This window comes from Croceicoccus sp. YJ47, assembly GCF_016745095.1.
In the GTDB taxonomy this organism is placed as follows: domain Bacteria; phylum Pseudomonadota; class Alphaproteobacteria; order Sphingomonadales; family Sphingomonadaceae; genus Croceicoccus.
In genome coordinates, this window is the sequence record NZ_CP067087.1 from 2186009 (window position 1) to 2202702 (window position 16694).

Annotated in this window: 15 protein-coding genes; 5 read left to right on the plus strand and 10 right to left on the minus strand. The window is 66.4% G+C overall.

Translation table 11 applies throughout. The features are described 5' to 3' along the window. Window positions 1–6 precede the first annotated feature (6 nt). The 7 genes from purQ to JD971_RS10745 form a co-directional block, all read right to left on the minus strand. The gene (gene purQ, locus JD971_RS10715) at window positions 7–684 is read right to left on the minus strand and encodes a phosphoribosylformylglycinamidine synthase subunit PurQ (RefSeq protein ID WP_202083283.1); all 678 of its coding nucleotides are present in this window, start codon (window positions 682–684) and stop codon (window positions 7–9) included. Next, window positions 684–914, minus strand: a complete 231-nt coding sequence (gene purS, locus JD971_RS10720) for a phosphoribosylformylglycinamidine synthase subunit PurS (protein ID WP_202083285.1) — start codon at window positions 912–914, stop codon at window positions 684–686. The genes purQ and purS overlap by 1 nt, the downstream gene beginning before the upstream one ends. Window positions 915–988: 74 nt before the next feature. Continuing rightward, a complete protein-coding gene (gene purC / locus JD971_RS10725) occupies window positions 989–1771 on the minus strand; it encodes a phosphoribosylaminoimidazolesuccinocarboxamide synthase (protein ID WP_202083287.1) in 783 nt (260 codons plus the stop codon). A 122-nt stretch (window positions 1772–1893) separates the two neighbouring features. Then, window positions 1894–3201 (minus strand): sodium:proton antiporter, encoded by a 1308-nt coding sequence (locus tag JD971_RS10730; RefSeq protein WP_202083290.1) that lies wholly within the window; start codon window positions 3199–3201, stop codon window positions 1894–1896. Between the two features lie 69 nt (window positions 3202–3270). Next, the gene (nhaA, locus tag JD971_RS10735) at window positions 3271–4461 is read right to left on the minus strand and encodes a Na+/H+ antiporter NhaA (protein ID WP_202083293.1); all 1191 of its coding nucleotides are present in this window, start codon (window positions 4459–4461) and stop codon (window positions 3271–3273) included. 66 nt (window positions 4462–4527) lie between these two features. Continuing rightward, the gene (locus tag JD971_RS10740) at window positions 4528–6732 is read right to left on the minus strand and encodes a TonB-dependent receptor (RefSeq protein WP_202083294.1); all 2205 of its coding nucleotides are present in this window, start codon (window positions 6730–6732) and stop codon (window positions 4528–4530) included. A gap of 159 nt (window positions 6733–6891) precedes the next feature. Next, the gene (locus JD971_RS10745; protein ID WP_202083296.1) at window positions 6892–8211 is read right to left on the minus strand and encodes an alkaline phosphatase PhoX; all 1320 of its coding nucleotides are present in this window, start codon (window positions 8209–8211) and stop codon (window positions 6892–6894) included. Between the two features lie 179 nt (window positions 8212–8390). Here JD971_RS10745 and JD971_RS10750 point away from each other — a divergent pair, with 179 nt between their 5' ends. From JD971_RS10750 to JD971_RS10760, 3 genes are read left to right on the plus strand one after another with little or no spacing between them, the layout of a single operon-like run. After that, window positions 8391–8918 (plus strand): 2Fe-2S iron-sulfur cluster-binding protein, encoded by a 528-nt coding sequence (locus JD971_RS10750; protein ID WP_371809603.1) that lies wholly within the window; start codon window positions 8391–8393, stop codon window positions 8916–8918. Beyond that, complete coding sequence (locus tag JD971_RS10755; RefSeq protein ID WP_202083300.1) at window positions 8915–9913, plus strand: xanthine dehydrogenase family protein subunit M; 999 nt, start codon at window positions 8915–8917, stop codon at window positions 9911–9913. The genes JD971_RS10750 and JD971_RS10755 overlap by 4 nt, the downstream gene beginning before the upstream one ends. Next, window positions 9910–12099 (plus strand): xanthine dehydrogenase family protein molybdopterin-binding subunit, encoded by a 2190-nt coding sequence (locus JD971_RS10760; protein ID WP_236672055.1) that lies wholly within the window; start codon window positions 9910–9912, stop codon window positions 12097–12099. Before JD971_RS10755 ends, JD971_RS10760 begins: the two co-directional genes overlap by 4 nt. Here the strand turns inward: JD971_RS10760 and JD971_RS10765 are convergent. Together JD971_RS10765 and JD971_RS10770 are read right to left on the minus strand one after the other, a co-directional pair. Further along, window positions 12080–12697, minus strand: a complete 618-nt coding sequence (locus JD971_RS10765; protein WP_202083301.1) for an NTP transferase domain-containing protein — start codon at window positions 12695–12697, stop codon at window positions 12080–12082. The two genes, JD971_RS10760 and JD971_RS10765, sit on opposite strands and share 20 nt — an antisense overlap. Then, complete coding sequence (locus tag JD971_RS10770; protein WP_202083303.1) at window positions 12694–13587, minus strand: XdhC family protein; 894 nt, start codon at window positions 13585–13587, stop codon at window positions 12694–12696. The genes JD971_RS10765 and JD971_RS10770 overlap by 4 nt, the downstream gene beginning before the upstream one ends. A gap of 67 nt (window positions 13588–13654) precedes the next feature. Between JD971_RS10770 and yghU the strand changes: the two genes are divergently transcribed. Then, on the plus strand, window positions 13655–14497 hold the full coding sequence (yghU, locus tag JD971_RS10775) for a glutathione-dependent disulfide-bond oxidoreductase (protein ID WP_202083305.1): 843 nt from the start codon (window positions 13655–13657) through the stop codon (window positions 14495–14497). A 274-nt stretch (window positions 14498–14771) separates the two neighbouring features. Beyond that, entirely contained in the window at window positions 14772–16097 is a 1326-nt protein-coding gene (locus JD971_RS10780; protein WP_202083307.1) for a GntP family permease, read from the plus strand. A 21-nt stretch (window positions 16098–16118) separates the two neighbouring features. Here JD971_RS10780 and dcd read toward each other — a convergent pair whose 3' ends face one another. Continuing rightward, window positions 16119–16673: a dCTP deaminase gene (gene dcd / locus JD971_RS10785; protein ID WP_202083309.1), complete on the minus strand. Its 555-nt coding sequence runs from the start codon at window positions 16671–16673 to the stop codon at window positions 16119–16121. Window positions 16674–16694: the final 21 nt, after the last annotated feature.

The following is a 16694-nucleotide window of genomic DNA, read 5'->3' on the forward strand; positions in this document are numbered from 1 at the left end:
CGGCGGTTACGCGACGCTCAACCCTTCCATCACCCCTTCGAACAGGGCGCGGCCATCGGTGCCGCCATGCACCGGGTCCACGCTGCGTTCGGGATGCGGCATCATGCCCAGCACGTTGCCGCCTGCATTCAGCACGCCGGCGATGTCGCGCGCCGAACCGTTGCAGTTTTCGGCATAGCGAAACGCGACGCGGCCATCCCCCTCGATCCGGTCGAGCGTGTCGTCGTCCGCGAAATAATTACCGTCGTGGTGGGCGACCGGGATGGTGATGCGCGCGCCCGTTCCATAGCGCGCGGTAAATAGCGAATCGCCGTTTTCGACGATGAGCGGCACCTCGCGGCAGATGAAGGAAATGCCCGCATTGCGCATCAGCGCGCCCGGCAAAAGCCCCGTTTCGGTCAGCACCTGAAACCCGTTGCACACGCCGAGCACCGGCACGCCGCGCCCCGCCGCGTCCGCGACCGCGCGCATGATCGGGCTGCGCGCCGCCATGGCGCCCGAACGCAGGTAGTCGCCATAGGAGAACCCGCCCGGCACCGCGATGAAATCCAGCCCGTCCGGCAAGGTCGCATCGCCGTGCCAGATGCGCGCCGGTGCGCGGCCCGTGATCGTTTCGATGGCCACCGCCATGTCCCGGTCGCAATTGGAGCCGGGAAAGGTGATGACGCCTGCGGAAAAGCCCATTACGCCTTCTCTATCGTGTAATTCTCGATGACCATGTTGGCGAGCAGCTTGCGGCACATCTCGTCCAGTTGCGCATCGCTGGTGTCATCCGCGACGTCGAGCGCGATCAAGCGCCCGGCGCGCACGTCATTGACGCCGGCAAAGCCCAGCCCTTCGAGCGCGTGGTGGATGGCGCGGCCCTGCGGGTCGAGCACGCCCGGTTTCAGGCTGACGTGGACATTTACCTTCATGGCGGGCCTTTCGCGTATCGGCATGGTGATCCCGCCCGCCGGTAATGCGACCGGCGGGCAAGGGCAAGTGCGGCTTATTTCTTGCCGCGCAGCTTGCGGTGATGCGAAAGGTCGGCGACCTCGCTCGGCCCGTCTTCCTGCAACACGCCGAGCCGCCGTGCGACTTCCTGATAGGCGTCTTCCTCGCCGCCCATGTCGCGGCGGAACCGGTCCTTGTCGAGCTTTTCGCCGGTGGTCATGTCCCAGAGACGGCACCCGTCCGGGCTGATTTCATCGGCGAGGATGACGCGCGCATAATCCCCGTCCCAGAGCCGCCCGAACTCCAGCTTGAAATCGACGAGGCGGATGCCGACCGCGGCGAACATGCCGACGAGGAAATCGTTCACCCGGATCGCCATGCTGGAGATGTCCTGCATCTCCTCGTTCGAGGCCCAGCCGAAACAGGCGATGTGCTCCTCCGCGATCAGCGGATCGCCCAGCGCATCGTCCTTGTAATAATATTCGAGCAGCGTGTGCGGGAGCGGTTCGCCTTCCTCAAGCCCCAGCCGTTTCGAGATCGAGCCGGCGGCCACATTGCGCACGACGACCTCGATCGGGATGATCTCGCACTGCCGCACGAGCTGTTCGCGCATGTTCAGCCGGCGGATGAAATGCGTGGGAATGCCGATATGCGTCAGGCGGGTAAACACGAACTCGCTGATGCGGTTGTTGATGACGCCCTTGCCGTTGATGGTGCCGCGTTTCTGCGCGTTGAAGGCGGTGGCATCGTCCTTGAAATACTGAATGATGGTGCCCGGCTCCGGGCCTTCATACAGGATCTTGGCCTTGCCTTCGTAAATCTGACGGCGTCGCGACATTGCAGTTCCTTGGTCAATCGTCGGTTTCGGCATGCAGGCCCACCGATTCGGCGGCGGCGCACCCTGCCGGGGCGAAGGCCTGCCCCTTATGGCAAATGCGGCGTTCGCGCAACGAAGCGCGCCTATCGCCCGTCGTCATGCGGCGTGGCGGCCTGCATCGCGTTCATCTCGTCCTTCGCCTTGTCGATGAGCGGGCCGAGCGTCGCGCGCTGCACCAGCACCGAAAACAGCACGGCGGCGAATGTCGCGGCGAGTAGCAGGTCCCGGATCGGTCCGGCTAGGAGGGTCAGCACGAGCGCGATGGAAATGCCCCCGCGCAACCCGCCCCAGATGAGCACGCGCCGGGCCGCAGGCTGATTCGTGCCGCGCCGCAGCCGCACCGCCAGCAAGGACGCGCGCACCGCAACGGCACGGGCGAGCAGGGCGATGGGGATCGCCGCCAACCCGACCCAGAGCTGATTCCAGGCCGGCACGATGGCGATCACCTCCAGCCCGATGAGCAGGAACAGCGCGGAATTGAGCAATTCGTCGATCACCTCCCAGAACTTGATGAGATAATCGCGCGTCGTGTCGCTCATCGCGTGGAGCGTCCCCTGATTGCCGATGAGCAGCCCCGCGACCGCCATCGCCAGCGGGCCGGAGATATGGAGACGGGTGCACAGCGCATAGCCGCCCATGACCACCGCCAGGCTGATGAGCACCTCGATCGGGTAATCGTCCATCGACCGCATCGCGTAAAACGCCGCCGTCCCGGCAAGCAGCCCGACGAGAATGCCGCCGCCTGCCTCGATCGCGAACAAACGCGCACCCTCCGCGACCGAGAAATCCGCGCCCGACACCGCAGCGCCGAGCAGGATGGTGAAGACGACGATGCCGACGCCATCGTTGAACAGGCTCTCGCCCGTGACGGTCGCCTGCAACAAGGGCGGCACCTTCATCTGCTTCATGATGCCGAGCACGGACACGGGATCGGTCGGTGCGATCAACGCGCCGAACACGAAGCACCAGATCATCGGCAACCCGATGCCGAGCAGCATGACGAACCCATAAAGCGCAAGCCCGACCAGCACGGTCGAAAGCACCACGCCAATGGTCGAGAGCAGCAGCACCGGCAACCATTCGCGCCGCAACGCGCCGAGATCGACGTGAAGCGCGCCGGCAAAGAGCAGGAAGCTCAGCATCCCTTCGAGCAGCGTGTCGGAAAAATTCATCCGGACGAGCATGTCCGCGACCCAGTCGTCCATGGCGAGGCCGGGCGCAATCGCGTTGGAGATCAGCAGCAGCACCGACACCGCCGCCCCCATCACGGTCAGCCCGATCACATTGGGCAGCCGCAGGACGTGATAATTCACCCAGCCCAGAACGGCGGCGGCCACCGTGACGATGGCGGCGAGGTCGAAGGCGGAAAGCGGCGCGGCGGAATGGTCCATGCCTGCGTGTCTAGGGTCAAAACCGCCCCGCGCAAAGCCGCCGTGTGGGGAGCGCCGCGCCGCGCGCCTCTATCCGGGCAAGGCGGCGGGCGGACCCACCGGCTTGGCAAGCCGCAGCACGAGCCAGCCGCCGATCGCCGCGATCACCGACCCGCCCAGCACGCCGAGCCGAACCATGTTCTGATCCGCCGGATCGGCAAAGGCGAGGCCGCCGATGAACAGGCTCATGGTAAAGCCGATCCCGCACAGGAGCGACAGCCCGTAGACATGCAGCCACCCCGCATTTTCGGGCAAAGGCGCCAGCCCCGAGCGCACCGCGGCGAAGATCGCGCCGAAAATGCCGATCTGCTTGCCCACGACGAGGCCCAGCGCGATGCCCAGCGGCAGCGGCATCAGCACCGCGCCCGCCGACATCCCGCCCAGCGCCACGCCCGCGTTGAAAAAGCCGAACAGCGGGATGATCCCGAACGCCACCCAAGGGTGAAGCCCGTGTTCGAGCCGGTGCAGCGGGGCGTGCCCCTCCGCATTGCCCGGCCCCGCGAGCGGCACGGTCAGCGCGACCGCCACCCCGGCGAGCGTGGCGTGAATGCCCGACAACAGCACCGCCGCCCAAACGCCCAGTCCGACGATGGCATAGACCCAAAGATTGCGAACCCCCATCCGGTTGCACGCGATGAGCAGCGCCAGCCCGGCCAGACCCGCCCCCAGCCACGGCAGCGACAGGTCGGCTGTATAGAACAGCGCGATGATCATCACCGCGACGAGATCGTCGATCACCGCGATCGCGGTCAACAACACCTTGAGCGAGGTGGGCGCCCGCGACCCCAGTAGCGCGAGAATGCCGAGTGCAAAGGCGATGTCGGTCGCCGCCGGAATGGCCCAGCCGCGCGCCAGAGCAGGATCGCCGCCCGCCACCAGCATGTAGATGATCGCCGGCACCGCGACCCCGGCGCCCGCGGCCAGCGCGGGCAGGATGCGGCTTGCGCCTGTAGACAGCTGCCCTTCGATGAATTCGCGCTTGATCTCCAGTCCGACGAGCAGGAAGAACAGCGCCATCAACCCGTCATTGATCCAGTAATCCACGGTCAACGGACCGAGATAGGTCGCCTTGACCGCGAAATATCCATCACCCAGCGCGGTATTGGCGACCAGCATGGCGGCGGCGGCCGGCCCCATGAGGAGAATGCCGCCCGCCGCCTCGATCTGCATGAATTCGCGCAGGGTCTGGATGATACTGCGTGGGTGGAGCCGCTTTTTCATGAATGTCCTGCCTGTCTGCCTTCCTGCCTTGCATGGCAGGAAGGAGCGGCAGGGCCAAGGTGCAAGCTAGATCGAGAAACGAATTGCAACACGGATGTCGCGGCCCGGCATGGGCACGAAATCCTTGGTCAGGCTGGCGTGGCGGCGGGCGGTCACGTCGAACAGGTTGTTCGCCGACACGATCAATTGCGTATCGTTGTCCTCCCCGAACGGCTGCCATCCCGCCGACAGGTTGACGAGCGTGTAATCCTCGGTCGGCGTTTCGAAGCCGGCGACGTCATCCTGCGCAAAGGCGTGCTCGACCTCCGCGCGCATGGAAAACGGGTCGGCCTGCGCCTCGATCCCCGGCAGGATGCGCAGCGGCGGAATGCGCGGCAGCGGCGTGCCGTCCGCCAGTTGCGCGTCGATGTAATCGAACACGAGATCGCCGCTCAGCGTGAAACCGTCGCGCACCACGAAGGGCGCCGCGATCTGCCCTTCGAGGCCGAGCCACCGCGCGTCCCCCTGCGTATAGGCGAACAGGGGCAGGCCGTCGATTTCCCGCCCGGTGTCGCTCGCATAGATGAAATCGTCGAACCATTGGCCATAGGCGGCGAAATGGACATGGGCCGGGCCGAGATCGCCATCGATCCACCCTTCGATTCCCCAGGCGCTCTCCGTCCCGAAATCGGGATTGCCGAGTTCGTAGGATTGCGTCGCGATATGCGCGCCATTGGAAAACAGCTCTTCGGAGCTGGGCGCACGTTCGGCGCGCGACCCTGTGATCCCGGCGCGCAGGCCGGGCGACAGCCGGCGCGAAATCGTCGCCGCGCCCGACACCGCGTCGAAATTGCGGTCCACCGCCATCGTCGCGTCGCTTTCCAGCGCGGTCACCACCGCGTTCGAGGATACGCTGCTGCGTTCGTAGCGGCCTGCGAGGTCCAGCTCCCACGGGGCGAAATCGAATTCCTGGAGCGTGAAAATGCCGAACTGTTCGCTGCGGCTGGGGGGGACGAAGGCTTCGGCGCCGATCGCGTCGAAATCGCGGGTGTAGCCCTGCGCGCCGGTCACGCCGCTCCACCGTCCGCGCTGTGCCTGCACGAGGTCGAGCCGCCCTTCGAACGCCTGGCTGAAAAAGCGCGTGCCGACTTCGGCGCCTTCGAATTCGGTATGTTCGTAATCGGCATAGCCGGCGCGGACACGGATACGGTCGAGCATGCCGCCGCCGGTGTCGACCTCGGCCCGGACGTCGCCGCGCCATTGGCGCAGATCGATGCTCACGCCGCCCTCGCCATGGCCGTGCTCGGCGCCGTGATCTTCGTCATGCGCCTCGTCGTGGCCGTCCTCCTCCTCGCCATGGGCGTGTTCCGCGCCGGGGCGTTCGGGCACGCCATAGCGGCTGTCGAACAATCCGACCGAGAAGCCGAGCGAGCCTGTGTCGGTGATGACGGACAGACCGCCGCCCAGCGTATATTGCCGGCTCGCGCTATCGGGCACGCGGCCCCGGCGATTGGCGAGTTCGAGCGCTTCCTCCGCCTCGTCCAGATGGCCTTCTGCGCGCTCCTCGGCGGCGATCGCGGACTGCTCCGCGCGGAGCCGGGGGGCGAGCACGTAGCCGCCGGCCTCGAAATCGTCGGTCTCGCCGTAGCTGCCATCGACATGGAGCACGATGCGCTCCGACAGGGCCAGATCCGCCGCCGCGCCGCCGCGCCGTTCGTCCGCATTGGAGCCGAGCGTCCCGGTCGCCTGAAGATCGAAGCCGCCGGTCGGCATGCGGCGGGGGATGCGGCGGTCGACCACATTGACCGCGCCGCCGATCGCCTGGCTGCCGTAGAGCAGCACGGCGGGACCGCGCAGGACCTCGATCCGCTCGGCGGTGAGCGGGTCGATCGCCACGCCGTGGTCGGCGGAATTCGCCGACAAATCGAGCGCGCCCAGCCCATCGGTCAGCACCGCGACCCGCGACCCGGTAAAGCCGCGCAACACGGGACGCGACGCGCCCGGTGCAAAGGATGTGGCGGAAACGCCGGGTTGCCGCGCGAGCACGTCGCCGATCTGCCCGCTCATGTTCCGCAGGAGTTCGGCATCCTCCACCACCGATTGCGCCGACAGCACGTCGAGCGTGCGCAGCCCGTCGACCGACACGATGATCTCCATGTCGTAATCATCGGCGGTCGTGTTCGCAGACGGGGCGGGGGGCGGCATTTGCGCCGTTTCCTGCGCCAGAACCGGCGTGGACAGGGCGAGGAGCGAGGCAGCAGCAAGGAAGCGCGGGGTGCGCGAAATAGGCATGAGAATCGTAAATCCCTCTACGAAGCGATGAAACGTGGAAATGTAATGTTGTATCATTACGGCTCTGCGCCAATCTTCGCAAGCCCCGCAAACGGGTTCGCACGATTTCCGGTGGGATCAGGCCGGCAGGATCAGTGGGGCGGGGTCAGGCTGGCGGGCTCAGGCGACCCACGGCCCCTGTATCGCCAGGGTCATTGCAGGGCTGTACGCATTGACGAACAGGGTGCGGCCATCGGGCGAAAAACAGGCGCCCGCCGGCTCGGTCTGAATCCGCAGCCGCCCCAGCGCATAGGGTCGCCCGTCCGGCGTGATCCCGCGCAGATGGTTGTCGACCATTTCGGTATAGGCATCCTCACACACGATGAGATGGCCGTTCGGCGCCACGGTGAGATTGTCGCCATAGTTGAACTGTTCGATATCACTCGATTCGAAGAACAGCTGCAACCGGTCACTGCGCGGGTCGAGGCGGAAGATCTGCCCCAGCTGCTTCGCCCCGCCGGAGGTGCAGCAGAAGAACATCTCCCCATCGCCCATGTGGATCCCTTCGCCGCGCGCGAAAATCGTCGCGCCGCGCGCCGCGCCGCGCGTGCGCAGATCGTCCGCGGGCGCCTCCACATTGTCGAGATCGATCCACCGGATGCGCCATTCGCTGCCCGGCGGCATCAGGGTTTCGGCCCAGTTGCGGCTGTCCTGCGGCCCGGAGATCAGCGCCATCGCCTGCAACCGCCCGCCATCGGCGAGCCGCCCCGGCGTGGCGGGGGTAAAGCGATAGAGCAGCGAATCGTCGCGGTCCTCGGTCAGGTAAACCATGCCCGTCGCCGGATCGACGATCGCCGCCTCGTGATTGAAGCGGCCCATCGCGGTCAGCGGGACCGGATCGACCAGCCCTTCATGCGCGGCGGGCACTTCGAACACATAGCCGTGATCGCGCGACAGCACCCGGCCGCCCGACCCTTCGCCGGCGCGCGACGTGTTCTCCTCGCACGTCAGCCAGCTGCCCCAGGGCGTGGTGCCGCCCGCGCAATTGCGGATCGTCCCGGCGAGCGAGCGATATTGCCGCTCCACCGCGAGCGTTTCGGGGTCGAGCACCAGCGTCGTCGTCCCGCCCGCGAGCGCGGCGCCGCCGATATGGTCGTAACGGCTGGCAAAATCGCCCGCGGCATCGTGCTGCGGCTGAAGCTCGTGATTGCGGACGAGTGCGATGCGCCCGTCGGCGAGGAGGAAGCTGCCCATGCCATCGGCGCGGTCGGGCACGCGGGCGCCGTCGTCCATCGCATCGCCGAGGCGCGAAATGACGCGGTAGGAAAACCCCTCCGGCAGGTCCATCAACCCGGCGGGATCGGGGACGAGCGGACCGTAAAGCTGTGCCGCGGGCGCCGGGTTCAACCCCGTCCGCCCCGCCATGCATCCGGTGGCGAGCAACGCGCCGAACGCGCCGGAGGTGTTGCGCAGGAAACCGCGCCGATTGACCGAACCCATCGTGATAACCTTTGAAAATCCGTTCTGCGCCGCAGCCTTAGCCGCTCCCGATGACAGCGCCAAGACACCCCTTGCCGCCATGCGCCGCATATCCTGCACAGGGCGCCTGCCATATTAACCAATACGGAACACTATCACCGCTCATGCGCTTAACGGCCAAGAACCGGGAGCCATCGAACGTGAAAACCAAGCTTATCATCAACGAACAGGATCGCGAGCTCGACGCCGATCCGCGCGTGACGCTGCTCGACGCGCTGCGCAATCACCTCGGGCTTCCGGGCGCGAAGAAAGGGTGCGACCACGGGCAGTGCGGCGCGTGCACCGTGATCGTGAACGGGCGGCGCGTGAACAGCTGCCTGACGCTGGCCTGCATGCACGACGGCGATGCCGTCACCACGATCGAGGGGATCGGCATGGCCGACGATCTCGATTCCCTGCAACAGGCGTTCGTGCGGCACGACGGCTATCAATGCGGCTATTGCACGCCGGGGCAGATCTGCTCCGCGCGCGCCATGCTGGACGAAGCGGAGGCCGGCTGGCCCAGCTTCGTAAGCGAGGAGATGGATGGCGTCATCGACCTCTCCCAATTGTCGGACGAGGAGATTTCGGAGCGGATGAGCGGCAACATCTGTCGCTGCTCCGCCTATTCCAACATCGTCGATGCCATCCGCGAAATCGCGCACGAAAAACAGGGAGCATCGGCATGAGGCCGTTCGAATACCAGCGCTGCGACACCGTCACCGATGCGCGGCAGGCCGGCGCGGGCGGATCGCGCTTCATCGCGGGGGGCACCAATCTGCTCGACCTCATGAAGCTGCAGATCGAGACGCCGCAGGATCTCGCCGACATCAACCGCATCGGGCTCGACACGATTGACGAGACGGACGAGGGCGGTCTGCGGATCGGCGCGCTGGTCCGCAATTCCGATTGCGCGGCGGATGCGCGCATCCTGCGCGATTATCCCGTGCTGGCCCGCGCGATCCTTGCAGGCGCAAGCGGGCAATTGCGCAACCGTGCCAGCACCGGCGGCAATCTGTGTCAGCGTACGCGGTGCAGCTATTTCTACGACACCGCGATGCCGTGCAACAAGCGCGCACCGGGCAGCGGTTGCGGCGCGCGTGGCGGGCAGAACCGCAACATGGCCGTTCTGGGCACGAGCGAGCATTGCATCGCGACCTATCCCGGCGACATGGCGGTGGCGATGTATGCGTTGGACGCGACGGTGGAGATACAGGCCGCCGACGGGGGCACGCGCCTCCTGCCCGTGCGGCAGTTTCATCGCCTGCCGGGCGACACGCCCGAACGCGACAACGAACTCGACGAGGGCGAGCTCATTACTGCGGTCCTCCTGCCGAAACCGGTTGGCGGAAAGCACGGCTATCGCAAGGCGCGCGACCGGGCGTCCTACGCCTTCGCGCTGGTTTCGCTCGCCTCCGTGATCGAGGTCGCGGACGGCAAGATCGCCCGTGCCGATCTCGCGTTCGGCTCGCTCGGCACCCGGCCCTGGCACGATCCGCGCGTGGAGCAGCTGCTCGTCGGTGAGGAACCGTCGAAGCAGCTTTTCGAAAAAGCCGCCGACACGCTGCTCGCCGAGGCGAAGGGCTTTGGCGGCAATGATTTCAAGATACCGCTCGCCCGTCGCATGATGATCGCGACGCTCGCCGATGCGACAGGGCTTAACGCCGCAGGAGAACCGGCATGACCGAGACCAGAACGATGGACCGGCCCGACCGCCGCAATATCCTCGACGAGGCGGCGCAGGGCGTCATCGGCACGCCGATGGACCGGCCCGAAGGCAAGTTGAAGGTCAGCGGCACCGCGACCTATGCCCATGAATACAACCTGCCCGGCACGGCGTTCGGCGTGCTGGTACGTGCGACCGTACCGTCGGGGCGGCTCGCCCACGTGAACGAAACGTCGGTGGCGGACATCGACGGCATTCTGGGCGTGTATTCGGATGAGCGTTTCCTGCGCAATCCGGCACAGGGCGGCGCGAACGAGGCGCCGGTACAGGGCACCGACATCGACTATTTCGGGCAGGCGGTCGCACTCGTCGTCGCAGAGACGTTCGAGGCGGCCCGCGATGGCGCGACCCGGATTCAGCTCCGGCTCGACGCGGATGACGACGGCGTTTTCGACCCCGCATCCTCCCCGCCCGAAGCACAGCCGGACGAGGCAGTCGATCAGGGCGACCTTTCCGCCGCGATGGCGGATGCCGCACACAGCATCGACGTGACCTATACCACGCCCGGCCACAACAGCGCGGCGATGGAGCCGCATTGCTCCGTCGCGGAATGGCAGGACGGGAACCTGATCCTGCGCGGCAGTTACCAGATGCTGAAATACAACCGGAACGAGATTGCCGACGCGCTCGGCATCGACCCGGCCAAGGTGCGCATCCTGTCCCCCTATGTGGGTGGCGGGTTCGGATCGAAGCTGGGCATCGCGCCGGAGGCGGTCGCCGCCGCCATCGCGGCAAAGGCGCTGAACCGTCCGGTTTGCGTCGCATTGACGCGGCAGCAGGTGTTCGAAAACGTCATGCGCCGCTCGGAATCGAAGCAGCGCGTGCGTCTCGCCGCCGACAAGGATGGCAAGCTGTCCGGCCTCGGCCACGAGGCGTGGGTGTCGAACCTCCCGGAGGAAAGCTTTGCCGAGCCGGTGCTTCAGGCGACGCATTTCCTGTATGGAGGCGACAATCGCAAGCTCGATCTCTACCTCCACCGCGTCAATCGCATCTGCGCCGGCTCCGTCCGCGCGCCGGGGGAGGCGATCGGGATGCAGGTGCTTGAAAACGCGATGGACGAGCTTGCCCACGAGGCGGGCATCGACCCGGTCGAGCTGCGCATCCGCAACATCCCGGACATGCACCCGGAAAAGGACATCCCCTATACCTCGCGCAAGATGGAAGAGGCGCTGCGCACCGGGGCCGAGGCGTTCGGTTGGGACAAGCGGCCCGCAAAACCCGCGACCCGGCGCGAGGGCGAATGGTTCGTCGGCATGGGCATGGCGACCGCGGCCCGCGTCAACATGTTGCAGGCATCAGAGGCGCGCGTCACGCTGAAGGCCGACGGGACCGCGATGGTCGAAACCGACATGACCGACATCGGCACCGGCACCTATTCCATCCTGACGCAGATCGCGGCGGAGATGCTGGGCCTGCCGAGCGAGCGGGTCACGACGATCCTCGGCGATACGGACCTTCCGCCCGCGGCCGGTTCGGGCGGGTCGTGGGGCGCGGCATCGTCCGGTTCCTCCGTCTTCGTCGCGTGCGAGGAAATCCGCGAAAGGATCGCCGAACGGCTGAATTGCAAGCCTGACGAACTCACGCTGAAGGACGGGCAGGCGATCTGCGGCAATCGTTCGACACCGCTCGCCGAACTGCTCGACAGCGACATCTGCGTCGAGGGGCGTATCGAAAGCGGGAAGCTGGCCGAAACGGTGCAGAGTGCCACCTATGGCGCGCATTTCGCGGAGGTTGCGGTCAATGCCGTCACCGGCGAAACCCGCGTGCGCCGGATGCTCGGCGTGTTCGGTTGCGGGCGCATCCTCAATGAAAAGACCGCACGGTCGCAATGCATCGGCGGCATGACCTGGGGCATGGGGATCGCGCTGCACGAAGATCTGATGTTCGACCTTCGCGACGGGCATCTGACCAATCGGGATCTGGCCGAATATCACGTTCCGGTGAACCTCGACGTGCCGCAGCAGGAGGTGATCTTCATCGACGAACGTGACGGCGAATCGAGCCCCATCCAGGCGAAGGGCATTGGCGAGCTGGGCATTTGCGGCGCGGCGGCGGCGATCACCAATGCGATCTTCAATGCAACGGGCGTGCGCGTGCGCGATTATCCCGCCACGCTGGACAAGATCATCGCCGAAATGGCTTAACCTTGCGACCGTCCGGGGTCGGCGGCGGCGAGATCCGCGGGGGTATCGATATCGAGCGCCTCCGCAGGCGATAGCGGCAGGGTGACGATCGCGTGTGCGGGATCGCGCAGCAGGTTGCGCGCGCCCGTATCGCCCTCCGCCCCGGCGAGTCGCGCGAACCAGTCGTGCCCGAAAATCGCCGGCGGGCCGGGGGCATGTCCCCCGGCCGCGCGGCGACCAGCGCATCGCCGCGATCGGGCCCCGCGCGGAGCAGCGCGGCAATCGTTTCGTGCGATATGCGCGGCATGTCGCCCAGCGTGACGAGCAGGAACCGTGCCTTCATTTCGGCGGCATATTGCGCGGCGAGGGCAAGCGAATGACCCATCCCGCGCTCCGGCGCAGGGTTGCGGATGACCGCCACATCGGCCCGGTCCCACCTCTCCAACCGCGCGGGGTTCAGCACGACGGCACGCCCGGCAAAGGTAAAGCCGTCAAGCGGGGCCATGCTCGCGTCCAGCACGCGGGTCCCCATGATCGGCGCCGACAGCTTGTCCCCGCCGAACCGCCGGGACAATCCCGCGGCGAGCGTCACGGCGACGACGTGCCCGGCCCCAATCACGCCGGACCTGCGCGTTTTTCGATTCGTTCGTATTCGGCGACGATCTCGGCAAGCACCGATAGCGCCAGCACCGCCGGGTCGCGCGCCTGTGCGATAAGGCCCACCGGCCCGTGCATCCGATCCATCGCGCCCGGTTCCAGCCCGCAAGTTTCAAGAAAAAGCGCGCGTTCCTCCCGCGCGGCGCGGCCGCCCTGCGCCCCGATATAGAACGCCGACCCGCGCAGCGCCCATGGCAGAATCGCGCGCTCCCATTCATGATCGTGGAACAGCACCACGACCGCCGTCCAGGGATCGAGCGGAACCTGCGGCGCCTGGCCGAGCGAGAGGCCCGAGCCGACCTCCCCATGCGGGCGGAGCGCGACCATCGCCGCGCCGAAGGTCGCTGCCTGCCGCTCGAACGCGGAAAGCTCCGGCCCGGTGCCGACCGCCACGATCCGCAATTCGGGGATATAGTCGCGATCGCCCGCACCGCACGGCAGGGCAATCCGCGCCGCCCGCCTTTCGTCGAGCCGGGCGACGGCGCGGGACAGCATCGCGCGGTCGGGGGCCGGATCGACGCAGATGGCAATCCGCGATCCGCACGGCAGGCGCAGATCCATCGCATCGCCCGCCCCGCCGAAATGCAGGATGCGCGCAGGCCCGCCCCGCGCTGCGGCATCGATGAGCGCGGCCTCAAGGCAACCGTCCGCCATGCTGCCGACGACGCTGCCATCCGGCCTCACGCAAAGCTGCGCACCGAGGCGGCGGGAAAAGCTGCCGTCGATCGCGACAATGGTGCAGAGCGCGCCCCCGGTGGCGGCGGCGCGCAGGGCGGCGGTGTCGTTATGCGGAAATTCGGGAACGGAAATGGTGCAATCTCGCTCAAGCTGCAAGGCCGGGTATGGGCGCATGATGGGCCAACCGGCGCGGGGACGGATCGTTTCCCGAACTGCATAGCGACAGGAGCATAAAGACACCATGACCGACCAGTATACACCGCCCGAAGTGTGGACATGGGACAAGGAAAACGGCGGCACGTTCGGCGCGGTCAATCGCCCGACGGCGGGCGCGCGGACCGAACGCGAACTGCCCACGGGCGACCACCCGTTTCAGCTTTATTCCCAAGGCACCCCCAACGGGCAGAAGGTGACGATCATGTTCGAGGAACTGCTCGCCGCCGGGATGCAGGCCGAATATGACGCATGGCCGATCCGCATCATGGAAGGCGACCAGTTTTCGAGCGGTTTCGTCGCCATCAACCCCAATTCGAAGATTCCCGCGCTCGTCGACCGCAGCGGCGCCGAACCGATCCGTATTTTCGAATCGGGCGCGATCCTGATGCATCTGGCCGAGAAATTCGGGATGCTCCTGCCCAGCGAGACGAAATCGCGGGCCGAGACATTGTCCTGGCTGTTCTGGCAAATGGGCAGCGCGCCGTATCTGGGCGGCGGATTCGGCCATTTTTATGCCTATGCGCCGGTGAAGATCGAATATGCCATCGACCGTTTCGCGATGGAGGCGAAGCGGCAGCTCGACGTGTTGAACCGCAATCTCGCCACCCGCGAATATCTGACGGGCGACGAATATTCGATTGCCGATATCGCGACCTGGCCATGGTATGGCGCGCTCGTCATGGGGAAGGCGTATGACGCGGGCACGTTCCTTCAGGTCGAGGAATACGAGCATGTCCGACGCTGGGCCAGGATGATCGGGGAACGCAAGGCGGTGCGCCGCGGCCGGCTCGTCAAGGATGTGAGCGACCGCGTCGGCGGCATCGCGGAGCGGCATGACGCCGCCGATCTCGACGCACTCGATATCTAGGCGTCGATATGGGTGAGCGGGCAAAATGGCCTTGCGCAGCTTACGCTCTACCAAACCTGATGACGGAGTGACCGGACCCTTATGGAGCCGGCCACCCCTTCGACGCTTATGTCCGGATAAGAGCGATTGTCAGTGCGGTTACACTGGCCATCCAGCCGGACATCTGCCGGCGAATTGGGCGTGACATGCCCATCGCTCGCGAAACCCCCTCGACGCGAACGGCCCGATTGGCGACAAGGTGGCAAAGCACAAGAGGTGAGGGGGCTTTGAACACATGCTGAGCTGGATCGGGCTGATCGGCGGGCTGGCGCTGCTGATCTGGATGACGGTGCGGGGCATCGACATTCTGATCGCGGGGCCGGTCGCCGCCTTTGTCGTGGCGGTGACGGCGGGACTACCGCTGTTGCCGCCGCTCGCCGGTTTGCTGCCGGGCGGTGAGGCGGCGCCCGATTTCGCCAGCAGCTACATGGCCGGATTTGCAAGCTTCCTCGCCGACTGGTTCTTCATGTTCCTGCTGGGCGCGATATTCGGCGAGGTGATGGCCGCGTCCGGGGCGGCGACATCGGTCGCGCGGGCGATCACGCGCCGCCTCGGCAGCCGCTATGCGCTGGCGGCGACGGTGCTGGCCTGCGCCGTGCTGACCTATGGCGGGGTGAGCGTGTTCATCGTGGCCTTCGCGGTCTACGGCCTCGCCGTCGAACTCTTTCGGGAGGCGGACCTGCCGCGCCGTTTCATACCCGGCGCGCTGGCGTTCGGGTCGGTGACGTTCACGATGACGAGCGCCGGATCGCCGGAGATTCAGAATCTCATTCCCATGCCGTTCCTCGGCACCAATGCCTATGCCGGGTGGCAGGTCAGCATCGTCGTCGCCGCGTTCATGGCGGTGCTCGGCTATGCGTGGATCGCGCGGATGGTGCGCCATGCCGTCGCGGGGGGCGAGCGTTTCGTCACCCGCGCGACCGATGCCGATTTTGCCGTGGACACGCGCCTGCCGTCGCCGTTGCTGGCGATGCTGCCGCTTGTCGGCGTGCTCGGCGTGTTTTTGTTGACGCAGGATCTGGGCAAATGGGCGCTGGTCGCCGCGCTTCTGACCGGGGTGGCGCTCGCCTGCATGGTGGGATGGGCGCAGCGGGGGCAGTTTCCCGCCGTGTTCTCCCGCGGGGCGACCGGCGCGGTCGTGGCGATCACCAACACCTGTGCCGTCGTCGGCTTCGGGTCGGTTGCGAAGCTGTCTCCCGCCTTTGCCGACGCACTCGCCGCGGTGCAGGATATTCCGGGAAGCCCGCTCATCGGTGCGGCCGTCGCGGTGACGGTGATCGCTGGCCTCACGGGGAGCGCGTCCGGCGGGCAGACGATTGCCCTGCCCTTGATCGCGCCGCACTACCTCCATGCGGGGGCGGACCCGGCGGAGTTGCACCGCACCGTGGCGATCGCGTCGGGCGCGCTCGATAGCCTGCCGCACAATGGCTATGTCGTGACGACGATCCGGGCGGTTTGCGGCGAAACCCATGCCAGCGCCTATGCCGCCGTGGGGGCGACCACGGTGGTCGTGCCGGTGCTTGGCACGATCCTGGCGCTCGTGCTCTTTACCGTGTTCTGACCCGCATGATCGGGGGGCGCGTCACAGCCGGGGAAGCGTCACCCCGCGCTGCCCCATATATTTGCCCGCCCGGTCGGCATAGCTGACCTCGCATGGCTCGTTCCCCTGAAGGAAGAGAAACTGGCACGCGCCCTCATTCGCGTAGATCTTGGCCGGAAGCGGCGTGGTGTTCGAAAATTCGAGTGTGACATGCCCCTCCCAGCCGGGTTCGAGCGGGGTCACGTTCACGATGATCCCGCACCGGGCATAGGTCGATTTGCCGAGACAAATGACCAGCACATCCTCCGGCACGCGGAAATATTCGACCGTGCGCGCAAGGGCAAAGCTGTTGGGGGGGATGACGCACACATCGGTCTTGCGATCGACGAAGCTGTTGGCGGCAAAATCCTTCGGGTCGACCACGGCGGAATCGACATTGGTGAAGATCTTGAATTCATCCGCCACCCGCGCGTCATAGCCATAGGACGACAGGCCGTAGGATATGCACCCGTCGCGGCGCTGCGCCTCGGTGAACGGTTCGATCATGGCGCGGGTCTGCGCCTGCTCGCGTATCCAGCGGTCGGATTGTATCGCCATCCGGTATCCCTCTTGCCTCCA